The organism is Paenibacillus sp. J31P13 (genome assembly GCF_056269295.1).
In genome coordinates this window covers 92,813-105,836 of record NZ_JBWDNR010000015.1, presented here as the reverse complement: position 1 = coordinate 105,836, position 13,024 = coordinate 92,813, and the positions used below count along the sequence as shown (strand labels likewise).

13 protein-coding genes are annotated in these 13,024 nt (G+C 43.1%); 1 reads left to right on the top strand and 12 read right to left on the bottom strand.

Going from position 1 to position 13,024, the window contains the following annotated elements; all coding sequences use genetic code 11:
- Nucleotides 1–397: 397 nt before the first annotated feature.
- Nucleotides 398–1,279: a nucleotidyltransferase-like protein gene (locus tag AC0YOD_RS27265; protein ID WP_475802494.1), complete on the bottom strand. Its 882-nt coding sequence runs from the start codon at nt 1,277–1,279 to the stop codon at nt 398–400.
- Nucleotides 1,280–1,432: 153 nt separating this feature from the next.
- Between AC0YOD_RS27265 and AC0YOD_RS27260 the strand changes: the two genes are divergently transcribed.
- Nucleotides 1,433–1,792, top strand: coding sequence for a YgzB family protein (locus AC0YOD_RS27260; protein ID WP_475802493.1), 360 nt, complete (start codon nt 1,433–1,435; stop codon nt 1,790–1,792).
- A gap of 61 nt (nt 1,793–1,853) precedes the next feature.
- Here the strand turns inward: AC0YOD_RS27260 and AC0YOD_RS27255 are convergent, their stop codons facing one another.
- From AC0YOD_RS27255 to AC0YOD_RS27205, 11 genes are all read right to left on the bottom strand, one after another.
- Nucleotides 1,854–3,578: a glycosyl hydrolase family 18 protein gene (locus tag AC0YOD_RS27255; protein ID WP_475802497.1), complete on the bottom strand. Its 1,725-nt coding sequence runs from the start codon at nt 3,576–3,578 to the stop codon at nt 1,854–1,856.
- A 137-nt stretch (nt 3,579–3,715) separates the two neighbouring features.
- The gene (perR, locus tag AC0YOD_RS27250; protein WP_475802492.1) at nt 3,716–4,153 is read right to left on the bottom strand and encodes a peroxide-responsive transcriptional repressor PerR; all 438 of its coding nucleotides are present in this window, start codon (nt 4,151–4,153) and stop codon (nt 3,716–3,718) included.
- A gap of 74 nt (nt 4,154–4,227) precedes the next feature.
- Entirely contained in the window at nt 4,228–6,117 is a 1,890-nt protein-coding gene (locus tag AC0YOD_RS27245) for a DUF4097 family beta strand repeat-containing protein (protein ID WP_475802491.1), read from the bottom strand.
- Nucleotides 6,099–6,815: an MgtC/SapB family protein gene (locus AC0YOD_RS27240; RefSeq protein WP_475802490.1), complete on the bottom strand. Its 717-nt coding sequence runs from the start codon at nt 6,813–6,815 to the stop codon at nt 6,099–6,101. Before AC0YOD_RS27240 ends, AC0YOD_RS27245 begins: the two co-directional genes overlap by 19 nt.
- Nucleotides 6,816–6,960: 145 nt before the next feature.
- Nucleotides 6,961–8,400 (bottom strand): Asp-tRNA(Asn)/Glu-tRNA(Gln) amidotransferase subunit GatB, encoded by a 1,440-nt coding sequence (gene gatB, locus AC0YOD_RS27235; RefSeq protein WP_475802489.1) that lies wholly within the window; start codon nt 8,398–8,400, stop codon nt 6,961–6,963.
- Between the two features lie 36 nt (nt 8,401–8,436).
- Entirely contained in the window at nt 8,437–9,894 is a 1,458-nt protein-coding gene (gene gatA, locus AC0YOD_RS27230) for an Asp-tRNA(Asn)/Glu-tRNA(Gln) amidotransferase subunit GatA (protein WP_475802488.1), read from the bottom strand.
- 35 nt (nt 9,895–9,929) lie between these two features.
- Entirely contained in the window at nt 9,930–10,217 is a 288-nt protein-coding gene (gatC, locus tag AC0YOD_RS27225; RefSeq protein WP_475802487.1) for an Asp-tRNA(Asn)/Glu-tRNA(Gln) amidotransferase subunit GatC, read from the bottom strand.
- Between the two features lie 317 nt (nt 10,218–10,534).
- Nucleotides 10,535–10,915 (bottom strand): ATPase, encoded by a 381-nt coding sequence (locus AC0YOD_RS27220; protein ID WP_475802486.1) that lies wholly within the window; start codon nt 10,913–10,915, stop codon nt 10,535–10,537.
- A gap of 105 nt (nt 10,916–11,020) precedes the next feature.
- On the bottom strand, nt 11,021–11,866 hold the full coding sequence (locus AC0YOD_RS27215) for an ABC transporter permease (RefSeq protein ID WP_475802485.1): 846 nt from the start codon (nt 11,864–11,866) through the stop codon (nt 11,021–11,023).
- The gene (locus tag AC0YOD_RS27210; RefSeq protein WP_475802484.1) at nt 11,863–12,813 is read right to left on the bottom strand and encodes an ABC transporter ATP-binding protein; all 951 of its coding nucleotides are present in this window, start codon (nt 12,811–12,813) and stop codon (nt 11,863–11,865) included. The genes AC0YOD_RS27215 and AC0YOD_RS27210 overlap by 4 nt, the downstream gene beginning before the upstream one ends.
- Nucleotides 12,813–13,019 carry a PLD nuclease N-terminal domain-containing protein gene (locus tag AC0YOD_RS27205; protein ID WP_475802483.1) on the bottom strand — a complete coding sequence of 69 codons (207 nt, stop codon included), beginning with the start codon at nt 13,017–13,019 and terminating at the stop codon, nt 12,813–12,815. The genes AC0YOD_RS27210 and AC0YOD_RS27205 overlap by 1 nt, the downstream gene beginning before the upstream one ends.
- Nucleotides 13,020–13,024 lie beyond the last annotated feature (5 nt).

Here is a 13,024-nt window from a genome sequence, read left to right as displayed (position 1 = left end):
TCCAAATTGGTGTTTGACTTGCTCAAAAACTTTTATCGCTTTTTTCGCTCATCCCGAAGGACTTGCGAGGCAGTTTGTTACTCGTTGTTCAGTTTTCAAAGAGCAATCTTTGTTGCTTGTGTGACGCCGTGTTTCTCATCGGCGACTTTTATAATATACCATAACCGCCTATGTGATTGCAAGTACTTTTTTTCGTTTTTCGACATTTTTTTTAACCTGTCGTTCATTCGATAAGTTGTCCTGCAAAAGCGGCGAGAATTAATATATCATATGATAATTGTTTAAGTCAACACTATTTCTTATAATTATTTAATTTCATAAAAAAGCACTCATTCGCCTTCCATATATAGGCTGAATAAGCGCTTTTTATAATAAAAACCGGTAAATACAGTCGTTTTTAGTTAGCAATCATGTAGCGCAACTCGAGAGCATCTATATCTCCATGCTCCAACTCATCCATGACAGCAACCTCACGAATATATTTACGTTGTACTAGCTTTTGCAAAACTAATGACAAATCAATATGCAATACATTTATCGAAGAATGGGATTGAAGCTCTGCAATGCTCCAAGGCTCCTCACGTGTGGCTAGAATCTCAAACAAGAGAGAGCAGCTTGTTTTCATTTTGCTCATAATGGAGAACTCGCATCCAAGCATGACCAGTTGTACTCGTTGTTCCAAGGTCTCCGGGCTAACAGTAAGTTCCTCATATAGCTTATAGATGCCGGGATGAACTAGCTTTAGCTGCTTCCATACCGTTAGTTCAGGATGACGGCCTTCTTCTATTAGAACGATATGAGCCCAATGATGAAGTGCTGCAAGCGTATGACTATACGCATCAAGCAAATTTCCATCCGTTAAATCTTGCTTTGCTTGAAGATATGTTCTTAAGAAGCCGGCAAACTCCGCAAACTGCTTTTGCTCCCGCATAGATTTTGGGAACTGAAGCAGACGTTCACGCACACTGCTCAAATAGCCGTCGCGATCCACCAATATCTCCCCCCGAACTATCCACTCTATAATGTTGCGATTTTCACCGCTGGATAACCAATCATTCAAACTGGATGAATCAATGATACGAACTAATACCCGCTTACCCTGCATTTGAATATGCTTTGTTTCATTTCGTGTATGATCATTTTGAAGGATCACTAGCACTAATATATCTAATCCATCAACTAAAGGATTGTATGGGTATGGATTATCAATAAGAGTCAATCCGACTAAATCAGGTTCAGCTTTGAAGCTGTTTACAAAGTGTGCTTTTATCTGTTCCACTAGTTCCTCCGTATAGCTAATCACATTTTATTAAGCTATAATAATAATCTACAGTTTTATTCTTTTTCGACAGGTTAGAGGCACATTCCTGCTGCTATTTTAGAAAACTGTCTCAATTTCATGAGTAAATAGTCATAGAAGGGGTTTGAATGAATGAAGAAATTCTTTTTCAAGTCTGCTAAAATCAATGAATTCCGTCTATGGGGTCTTGTTTTCACCCTTGTAGGCATGGGTGTAATGATACTTGGTACCGCCGGTATCGTATTTTGGGGCCAAGCCGGAAAAATAGTTGCGGCTATTTTCATGGTTATTGGGATGATTTCCTTGCTCATTAGCGTTGGCGTCTATTTCTGGGCTGGCATGATGTCCACGAGCGCAACCATGCTCCAATGTCCAGAATGTAATCGTCAAACCAAGATGCTTGGCAAAACAGATCGGTGTATGTTCTGCAAAACAATGCTTACATTAGATCCTGCACAAGCTACTCATAATTCTGTTGAGCAGCAAACCTAAAAAATAAGAATGCCCCCACCGTCATCGGTGGGGGCATTCTTATTTTTTTAGGAATTATATATTATGGCCTTTTCGTAATAGCTTCGTCGATTGTTTTCCATATCGAAGAAGTCTGGAAGGCTCGCTGCCAAGTAGCAGCACCTGCTAAATCATATTTACGAACAAGCGCAATCCGTGCTTGTACGGAAAGATCATCTTCAATCCAAATACGAATCAAAGCACCATCCTCTGTATACTCCACGTAATTTTGCCCTGCCTCTTTATCAATCACTGGCGTCAGTTTCTTCGAAGCTATAATATCTTTGACACGATCCATCCCAACTGCTTTCGAGGAAACTTTAATCTTCCCGTCTTCGCCCTTTTTCTCTGTCCATATTCGCGCATAAAGGGGAATACTTAACACAAGCTTGCTTGGAGGCACTAAGTCTTCCTCTAACACACGACTAATGGACTTCTCTACCCAAGGCAGAGAGGCGACGGAGCCCGACTTAGGACTGGCTGCCCAATGCTCGTCATAAGCCATAAGCATCATATAATCGACAACCTTGCCAAGTGCTGCTCGATCAAGGAAAAGGGACCACATCTCACTTTGAGATTTTGGTGTTACATCAACGGATACTACGAGCCCCTGCTCATGGAGCAATGGCGTTAACTCACGAACAAATTGTACAAAGTTTTCTTTATCTGATGTGTGCACATTTTCAAAGTCAATATTAATACCTTGTAAATCATAAAGCTGTGCAAATGCAATCAGCTGCTGAATCATTGCAAACCGAGTCTCAACAGTAGCCAAAGCTTTTGTTGTAAGGTCTGGATCAAAAGCATTACTGAAAAGCGCCCATATTTGCAACCCTTGGTTATGCGCCCATTTGACATAAGCGGGATCAGCCTTCCCTTTAATTAGACCCTTCTCGTCAGCTAGCTCAAACCATGTTGGGCTCACGACATTTAAGCCTTGCATGGAGCCAATTTTAGCTGTATCGATTTTGCGTTCATACACAGCTTCCCATGTCATATTAATTTTATTCCCTAGAACCTTCCATGCAACAAAGGCCGGCTCGCGAGCCTGTTCGGGTATTTGTTCAATTTGAGCGAGTTTCAATTCTTTCTTTTGAATATAGCCAACTAGACCGGTACTGCTTTGAACAAGCAGCCATCCATCCTGATCCCCCCATATTCGCACCGATTGAAGATGTGGAATCTTTTCGAGGAAAGGGGATCTAATCGTTGGCTCCGTTCGCAAGGCAGCCCCTTTCTCGTCTGATACATCCGCGAGCTGAATGGATTGCTTTGCAGACAGCAATGTAACAACACCAGACTCTTGATGATACTCCACCTTCAGACCATATAAATCCTCTAGAGGACCCTCTGGTATATAGACCGTATCCTTACTCGTCTCTGCTGCTATGGTCAGATCATACGGCTTTTGATTAATTGTTGCGGTCAGGGAATCTGTTTTTAGATGAAGGACCTTATTGGCTGTCGTAAAAATAATCGAACCAGAGTCCTTTTCATATCGAATAGGCTTGTCCTCTCCCAACACATTTTGCAGCACACCGAGCGGCAGTTTAACTTCATTGTTCTCGATAATGGCTCCCTGCTCTGCTTCAACGCCGTTAACCATAATAGGAAATTCTGATTTAAATGAAGGCTCAATCATTTCACCATTTGGAATGAAACGAAGATAACCATACCAGCATAATACTGCAGCTGCAGCCATAAAAAATAGTATAACTAAGCCTCGAATACTTTTGTTGCCTCTGCGGCGCGGCGCTCGGCTGTACATCGTTTCCAAGTCATCAACTCCTGTAAGCATATATATATATATATATATATATGATTTCTTTATTGTTTTTCTAATAAAAAACGTGCAGATTAGCGTATGATCGCTCCCCAGCACGTTCTTGTGAGTCATTGGTCTAATTATTTTGTGTTGTGTGCAGTATTGCATGTTGAACAGATACCGTAAATCTCCATCCGATGTCCTTCAACTACAAAGCCTGTTACACGAGATGCTGCATGCTCTACCTCAAGTAACGGCGGGTATGCAAAGTCGACAATCGAACCGCAATTTTTGCAAATGGCATGGTAATGATCTGATAAATCAGAATCAAACCGGCTTGAACCGTCACCATAAGTCAGTTCACGCACTAATCGAGCTTCTACAAATAAACGCAGATTATTATATATGGTAGCTACACTCATGCTTGGATAAGCAGGTGCTAGCGCCTTATAAATTTCATCTGCAGTTGGATGAGACATGGAGTCCATCAAGTAGCTTAATATGGCGTGACGTTGCGGGGTCATACGGACACCATTCATCTTTAGTTGTTCCAGCGCTAAGTTAACGTTGGCTCCCATTCCCCTCACACCCTTCCTATTAGATAAAACTATTGTACGTTCTAATTTAAGAATTTGTCAATGAAAGCGCCTTTTTAAGAAAGCCCAAATCCCTTGATTGCAATGCTGTTAGTCGCATTAATCTGAATTCGGAAAGTGCCTTCCCCTATCGTGCCTCTTATTGTTTTCTTACTGATTTCTAATGGCAGCTCTGACGTAATACTCCCAAAAGTTACCGATCCATAAACTTTGAAGTGACCAGACACTGGCATAGTTAGCTTGATTTCACCAACTGAACTGTCCAAATCCCAATCTCCGCCAACCTCACTACTATTTAACTCAATGTTACCGTTTAAGGTATCTGCTTTAACGGCTGCTGATGCACCATCTATTTTTATTTTCCCATTTTTTGTTTCCGCTTCAATATCCCCGACAATTTCTTTCATTTCCAAACTGCCGTTTGTGATCTTCGCATATATTTTTCCTGTAATGGCTGAAGCTGAAATATTGCCGTTTTTTATTTCAAAACTGCTATCGCCAGCAACTGAATTCACTTGGATAGCTCCATTTACTCCTTTGACGGAAACAGGGCCAATTATGTTGCTTATCGTTACAAGACCACTCGTATTGCGAATGTCTAATCCACCAGGAAAACCTAACTTCATTAGCTCAACCGGTCCATTCTCGGTCTCCACTTTCAACTTAACAGCTGGCAACTGAGCTATACTATTTTCCTCTGCCATTGGCTGCCCAATCGATTCTTCTTCCTTATTTGCAATATTTAAATCTATTGGATCAATTGGATCTGTTGATTCATCAACATTTTCATTTTCGAGAGGCAATTGAGTTTCAACTGGCAACTCTTCCTTTACGATTTGATTCGAGAGCGCCAAAGGAACGGTAACTGTTATATTCATTCTTGGTTTCATGTTTCCGTTCGTACCGTAAGCCTGCCCCTTGGCTTCAATTGTAAGTTCCGCTCCTGGATTAACCTTAACAATCGATTGGTCAGCGATAGCATTCGCTTGCGTTTCATCTTCCAAATCAACCCATACTATCGTTTGCAGCTCGACTTCTTGGACATCATCTGAACGTACCGTTACTTGTCCATTTTGATTAACAATTTTAAGGAGTGAAATAGCTTCATCCAACGGAACCTTGATGGGGGCCTTCTCATAACGAAAACCTTTTTCTTCGCCATATTCCTTTGCCCCGCTAATATCAACATTAAATTGATCCAGCCAGCGAAAAGGAATATCTGCGTATTGCGTTACGCCATAGGCAATCACTGTAATGACTAAAGCAATAACGCCTCCCGCAACGTCAAGGCGTAATTTTTTTTCTATTCCTTTAAATTTTATGCTGAACAATATGATTTCAATGCCTAATAAAATAAATATGACTGGCCACCATTCACCAAGCAGCGAAATATCATTTCTTCCTTGAATTTGGTCCCATAGGAGCAAGGCTCCTACAATCAGGACCAGCGCCGCTGCTGTAAAACGTCCTAGCTTAAACATAGACACCGATCCTTTTCTCGAACGAAGCCATAAAATAATAGAAGCAATCATTATAATGGGGCCCACGCTGAGCTCCGCAAGTTCATTCATCCATGGCAGGATAAGAGCAGGCGGTTTCAATAAAAGAAGCAGGAGCACGCCAGTTAGTAAAATCAAAACACCTTGAGTCAAGCCCAAAGCAACTGGGCTTGTATCTTCAGCTTCCAAGCTTTGGAGTGAATCAAAAACACTAATAAAATAAAAGACAGGCAGCATAATTCCCAAATAGACAATAAGTAATAAATGTCTGCCTCCATCTGAATCCGCGAGTCTAATTATCGCAACCACATCGAGTATAAAAGTAGCAATGAGCAGCAGACCTTTGGGATGCTGACCCGAGTACATATGTCCAGCACCTGGAAGTGCAAAGGCGAATAATACCGTAAGCAGTCTGCTTTTTTTACGATTTATTCCGAGCTTACCCAACGGACACCCTCCAGATGCTTTATTTGATCCATTAACGCAAGCAACGTTTCATTTTTTGGCAAGGATATATGAACATGAAGTAAAATCTGCTCTCCCTTACCGTCACTCTCATCCTGAGATTCCGTTAGGAGCATTCTCCTCATTTGAATTTTATGCTCTAATAATAGCGTGTTCAGTTTGAGGAGAATACCGGTTACATCATAAGCATTTATTTTCAGAAGGTGATCTTTCTTTGCGCTAATATATCTTTTCTCCAGCTTATTGAACGCCCATAGCGTGACAAGCACCATCACAGTCGTCGTCGCCGACGCAAAATAAAAACCAGCACCAACTGCTAATCCAATTGCCGCTACAACCCAAAGCGATGCTGCTGTAGTTAGACCCGTTATGGATTTGCCTGTAAATAAAATGGTGCCAGCACCAAGGAAGCCGATACCGGTTATAACCGCAGCCGCAAGACGAGCGGGATCCATCCTTACATTTGCCTCATCAACAAACGCTGAAAATCCATACATAGATAGAAGCATAAGCAAGCATGACCCTAAACAAACTAAAATGTTGGTACGCAAGCCTGCCGCGTGATTCGATTGCTCTCGTTCAAAGCCAACCAGTCCGCCTAATAGAAGGGCAAGGAGCAGTCGGAGTAAAATATGAAGTTCACTAATATACCACGGATTATGAAGCGAATTTAAAAGCATATCGTATCCCGACCTTTCTCTGCTCTACATTGTAACATAATTATATGCAGCTTTTGGAACATACAGGTCTATCGCTGATAGCTTGAAAAAAAGAAAGACGCGACTCATCATTATGATGATCCGCGTCTTTCCGTCTACCTAGACCTTATTTCAACCGCTCAAGAAGCAGCTTATTCACAAGTGCAGGGTTAGCTTTCCCTTTTGTTTCCTTCATAATCTGTCCAACAAGGAAACCGATCGCTTTCTCTTTGCCTGCTCTGAAGTCTTCAACGGATTGCGGATTTGCTTCGACAATTTGATTCACTATGGATTGAATGGCACCTTCATCGCTAATTTGAACAAGTCCTTGCTCTTCAACGATTTGTTGCGGCAGCTTGCCTGTATCAAGCATTGCTTTAAATACAGTTTTCGCTATTTTACCGCTGATTGTGCCCTTCTCAAGCAAACCAATCATTTCTCCAAGTCCTTGACCCGTAATCTTCACATCTGAGATTTCTTGATTGTTAGCATTCAAATAACCGAGAAGATCACCCATGATCCAGTTCGATACCGCTTTGGCATCCTTTGTATAGGAGAGGCTCTCTTCAAAGAAATCTGCAAGCTTCTTCGATGAAGTGATAACCTCAGCATCATAGGATGGCAAGCTGTAATCAGCCGTATATCTTGCTTTACGAGCATCTGGCAGCTCTGGAATCGTTTGGCGAATGCTTTCCTTCCAGTCTTCACTAATATGAAGCTTAACAAGGTCTGGGTCTGGGAAATAACGATAGTCATGCGCTTCTTCTTTACCGCGCATCGAGAAGGATTTGCCAAGCGCATCATCAAAACGACGAGTCTCTTGGATCACTTCACCACCGCTATCAAGAATCTCTGCTTGACGGAATTGCTCATATTCAAGACCACGCTGAACACCGCGGAACGAGTTCATGTTTTTCAACTCAGCGCGTGTTCCGAATTCCTTCTGACCATATGGACGAAGACTAATATTCGCATCGCAGCGCAAGCTGCCTTCTTCCATTTTAACATCAGAAACGTCGCAGTATTGCATAATAGCTTTAATTTTCTCTAAATAAGCTTTCGCTTCTTCGGGCGTGCGGATATCAGGTTCGGAAACGATCTCAATCAGTGGAGTACCGACACGGTTGAAATCAACAAGCGATGCATAACCGCCATCCACATGAGTCAGTTTTCCTGCGTCTTCCTCTAGATGCAGCCTTGTTATGCCGATGCGTTTCGTTTCACCATTAACTTCAATATCAACCCAGCCATGCTCGCCGATTGGTTGATCGAATTGTGAAATTTGATACGCTTTAGGCGAATCCGGATAAAAATAGTTTTTACGATCAAACTTGCTAATATCAGCAATTTTACAATTAATCGCCATTGCTGCTTTCATTGCATATTCAACCGCTTGGCGGTTCAGTACCGGCAGAACGCCGGGATGACCAAGACAGACTGGACAAGTATGGGTATTTGCCGGTGCGCCGAAAGCTGTGGAACAGCCGCAAAAAATCTTGCTATTCGTATGCAGCTCCACGTGGACTTCCAGTCCGACTACCGTCTCGTATTTGTTCGGTTCAGACATTCGTATCGATCCCTTCGTAAACGTATATATACCCGCTTATAGCTGTGGGCGCAGTTTATGATGCTCTGTGTTCTGCTCGAACGCATGAGCGGCGCGCAGCACCGTCGATTCGTCGAACGCTTTACCAATAATTTGCAAACCGATTGGCAAGCCGTCAGCAGTACCGCATGGAACGCTGATTGCAGGCACGCCAGCCAAGCTGACTGGTATCGTACAAATATCATTTAAATACATCGTTAACGGATCACCGACTTGTTCTCCAATACGGAAAGCAGGCGTTGGTGCAGTTGGTCCGATGATAAGATCGTAATTGTTAAATACTTGGTCAAAATCCTGCTTGATAAGTGTCCGCACCTTTTGTGCTTTCAAATAATAAGCATCATAATAACCAGAGCTAAGCGCATAAGTCCCAAGCATAATCCGGCGTTTTACTTCTGAGCCGAAGCCTTCGCTGCGCGACTTGCGATACAGGTCGATCAGATTAGCTGGATCTTCTGCGCGAACGCCGTAGCGTACACCGTCAAAACGAGCAAGATTGGAGGATGCCTCCGATGAAGCAAGCAAGTAGTACGTTGCAATCGCATATTCTGTATGCGGCAAAGATACCTCTTCCCACGTTGCGCCAAGTGATTCATAGACAGCAAGTGCCTTCATAACCGCTTCCTTCACGCGAGGATCAATACCTGCTCCAAGGTATTCCTTAGGCACACCAATGCGCAGACCTTTAACATCACCAGTTAGAGCCGATGTGTAATCTGGAATTTCTACATTAGCTGAAGTGGAGTCGCTTGTATCATAGCCAGCAATGGCTTGCAGAACATATGCGGAATCCTCGACATTTTTGGTAAGCGGTCCAATTTGATCAAGTGATGACGCGAAAGCGACTAGTCCATAACGTGATACTAGACCGTAAGTAGGCTTAAGACCAACAATACCGCAATAGGCTGCTGGTTGACGAATCGAACCGCCAGTGTCGGAGCCCAATGAGAAATATACTTGGCCAGCAGCAACGGATGCTGCAGATCCGCCACTTGAACCGCCTGGCACGTATTCCGTATTCCATGGATTGCGTGTTGGGTAGAAGCTTGAGTTTTCATTGGAACCGCCCATTGCGAATTCATCCATATTCAGCTTGCCGATCGTTACCGATTGCGCAGCTTTCAATTTACGAACAGCTGTTGCATCATAGATAGGATTATAGTTGCTCAAGAATTGGCTTGCGCATGTTGTCAGCAATCCTTCAGTCACAATGTTATCCTTGATGCCCGCCGGCAATCCGAAGAGCAAGCCTTTTTCGCCGCCCTCTTGCAATTGCTTGTCCAGCTCGGAAGCTTGCAAGCGCGCGTTGTCTTCATTCAAAGATATAAAAGCCTTAATAGCAGGCTCGGTTTCTGCAATTCTCGCATATGATGCATTAACCAGCTCAGTAACGGATAGCTCCTTGTTGTTAAGCTTGTTATGTACATCCTGCAGGCGCAAATCAAACAGTGCCAACAGTAGTTCCTCCCTTCAAAATAAACCCATTCTTATTATTCAAGTACCGCCGGTACTTTAAATTGTCCATCCTCTTCATCAGGCGCATTAAGCAGCACCTTCTCGATAGGCAGCGACGGACGCTGCACATCTTCACGCATAACATTCGTAATCGGCAGCACATGGCTGGTCGGCTCTACATTATCCGTGTTTAATCCATTTAGCTTTTCTGCATATTTCAAAATGGCATTGAGCTGTTCGGTGAATTGCTCCTTCTCCGAATCCGTAAGCTCCAGCCGCGCCAGCTTGGCAACATGCTCAACATCCTTGGGCGAAATGCTCATTAGGTGATCTTCCTTTCTAAAAGTTTTGCGAAGCAAAACTCGCTTCGTAAGCTTTATTTGCTCATTCCTATAATCATTCTTCCTATTATATCTCACTTGTAGGAGGAACATCAATGTAAACGGAAAACGAGTTCTGGAAACAAGATAAATTGGCATTTTGCCAATCGATAAGAAGTGAATTTCATATTCTCAATACTATAATAATTCAGTTAGAACAGTTGATACTTAATGATATTGCTATGACAGGAAAGAAAAAAACTGCTCCGCAGTCATCAAAAATGACTACGCAGCAGTCTCATCGTCCCGCCCAACTTCTATTATATCCATGCCTTTAAATTTACTTGACGAATGAAGTCCGCTGGACTCATCGATTCCACGCTTGCGTGATCCGCTTCCGGTTCAGGCTCATCACCATTCATAATACGCTTGAATAATTCTTCATTATGAGTCGCGAGTGCAAAATCAATAAGCGCCTCCCGCTCAATGCGATCAACCTCATCCTGAATAAGCACTTCTTCGAGCTCTACATCTTCATCTGGAATGAGAAAATTGCGATTGGCAGCCGGTACACGCAGTACATAATCAAATACATTATCCGCATTACGGTCGTAAGCTATTATATAACCATGCTCACCAATGGGCAGGTTTTGTTCATATTGGTCAGCCACTATGACGACCTTTGTGCCAAGTTGTAGCATCGTCCTCAACTCCTGTTTCTTCGTCGCTGATTCTTTCACCTACTATCCTACTAAAAAATAGTAGCGGTGTCCAATAGAACTAAGAGTTGAGAGACTGAATACCCATTATTCTACTGCTGAGCTTCTCCGAAGCAGTAAAACCGCCGCAAAAATAACGCCTGCAATGATAACTAAGCTAGAAATGATTGCCCATATAAAACGACTTTCTCCCGCAATACTGCCGCTTACCGACTGATAGGCAAAGCTGCTTAACGCACCAGGACTCCAGCCCAATTGCTTAGGAAAAATACCCGTTAATAAAGAGAATACAACTGTTACGCCTATAGCCGAGAATGCTGCCGCAGCTGAACTTCTAAGCAGTGTACTGAAAAATATGGTCATTGTCATTACAAACGTCAGCCATAAGCCATAAATTAGCAAGCTCGATAGTACATTTATGAAAGGGACCGATCCTATCAATAGTCCCGTATAGTACCAAGAAGCAAGATAGCCCGCTGCTAGTGATCCCCAGACAAGAACCAGCATAGCTGTCCATTTAGAGCCAATGTAAGTGAATAATCCAATCGGTTTAACTAAGACAAGTGAAGCGGCACCGCTATTGCGCTCTGCTGATATAGCTCCCATACAGACAAGGGCTAGCACAAGAACGCCAATCGTACCAAATTGCTGCAGGGTCTGAGCAAGTACATCCGCGCTTTGAGGCAACGGAATATCAATGACTGCCCCATCTGGAAGATTACCCGCTTTCTCTAATATGATAGGCATGTAATAGGTGGACACAGGCTGCATAATTCCTAGCAAAACAAATACAAGCGGCACCCAGAGCAGCTTAAAGCTTCGAAGAAGCTCCAGCATTTCCTTCTCCAGCATGGCAACAAAGCGAACCGCACCAGATGTGCGAATCAAGGTTTTATTTCCTATCTTTCTGTTCTCGACAACGGAAATGCTCATTCTGTCACCACTTTCATAAATAAATCTTCCAGCGACGTTTGGCCAACTTCAAGCCTGCTCACCTTAACGTCTTCGCGAGCTAGCTCTTGGAGAAGTGCCCCTCGTGCTGCATCCACTTCTTTTACTGTAAAACGTGCAATTCTATCCTTAATCCCCGCATCAAGAAACAGGCTCGATTTGTCATTCCCTTTAATCTCTGCTTGAATTCGATTTATATATGAAGTTATCCATTTCTCTGATCGAGCGTCATCATCTAGCTGAAGCTCGATGATCGGCTTGCGGTGATCATTTCGTATTGTTGATATTGCACCCTGAAGCGCGATGCCTCCATTACGAATAATAATGACATCGTCACAAAGCTCCTCTGCGTCATGGAGCACATGTGTTGAAAATAACACTGTCGTTTCCTTCTTTAGCTCTCGCAGCAATTGGAGCACCTCTCGGCGCCCAAGCGGGTCAAGAGCGGATACCGGCTCATCCATCACAAGCAGCTTCGGTTGATGCACCAAAGCTTGAGCAAGTCCAAGTCTTTGCTTCATACCTCCTGAATAGGTTCCAATCCGCCTCTTCGCTGCTTGAGACAACCCTACCCGCTCCATTAATTCCTTGGCACTTTTCTTTGCCGCAGCGGCAGTCATTCCGCAAAGTCTACCTGCATATATGACGTACTCTTGCCCAGACATCCAATTATAAAAAGTTGGGGATTGCGGCAAGTATCCGATTAATTCTCCTTGATTCCCGTTAGCCGGCTTTCCTAAAAAGTCCATTTGCCCGGCTGATTGCTTCAACAGACCGGTTATCATTCTTATCGTCGTTGTTTTCCCAGCTCCATTAGGACCTAATAGTGCAACACAATGACCTTCTTCAATTTTAAAATCAATTCCTTTTACCGCATTTACCGTTCCAAAAGATTTGGTCAGCCCTTGAACTTGAAGCATCGCAGTCATTAAGCATTTCTCCTTCCAAATATAAAGAAGGCAATAGAGCCGAACATATTGCCAAACAGGATAACAAGTATCCATACCCATTTCGGGCCTCTAGTCTGTTCAGCTTTCGCACAAAGAACCAGAGCAATTATCATTAAAATCAACTGTATAACGATTAGCGGAGCTACAATCGATAGAATCTGAGATATATCCAAATCATCTTTCATAAACG

What these genes read in the sequence shown, in the direction of transcription:
- AC0YOD_RS27240 (WP_475802490.1), bottom strand. Translation starts at nt 6,815, where the DNA reads ATGCTTTTAAATTCGCTTCATAATCCGTGGTATATTAGTGAACTTCAT.
- AC0YOD_RS27255 (WP_475802497.1), bottom strand. Translation starts at nt 3,578, where the DNA reads ATGTACAGCCGAGCGCCGCGCCGCAGAGGCAACAAAAGTATTCGAGGC.
- AC0YOD_RS27205 (WP_475802483.1), bottom strand. Translation starts at nt 13,019, where the DNA reads ATGAAAGATGATTTGGATATATCTCAGATTCTATCGATTGTAGCTCCG.
- gatC (WP_475802487.1), bottom strand. Translation starts at nt 10,217, where the DNA reads ATGAGCATTTCGCCCAAGGATGTTGAGCATGTTGCCAAGCTGGCGCGG.
- AC0YOD_RS27220 (WP_475802486.1), bottom strand. Translation starts at nt 10,915, where the DNA reads ATGCTACAACTTGGCACAAAGGTCGTCATAGTGGCTGACCAATATGAA.
- gatB (WP_475802489.1), bottom strand. Translation starts at nt 8,400, where the DNA reads ATGTCTGAACCGAACAAATACGAGACGGTAGTCGGACTGGAAGTCCAC.
- AC0YOD_RS27215 (WP_475802485.1), bottom strand. Translation starts at nt 11,866, where the DNA reads ATGAGCATTTCCGTTGTCGAGAACAGAAAGATAGGAAATAAAACCTTG.
- AC0YOD_RS27260 (WP_475802493.1), top strand. Translation starts at nt 1,433, where the DNA reads ATGAAGAAATTCTTTTTCAAGTCTGCTAAAATCAATGAATTCCGTCTA.
- AC0YOD_RS27210 (WP_475802484.1), bottom strand. Translation starts at nt 12,813, where the DNA reads ATGACTGCGATGCTTCAAGTTCAAGGGCTGACCAAATCTTTTGGAACG.
- perR (WP_475802492.1), bottom strand. Translation starts at nt 4,153, where the DNA reads ATGGGAGCCAACGTTAACTTAGCGCTGGAACAACTAAAGATGAATGGT.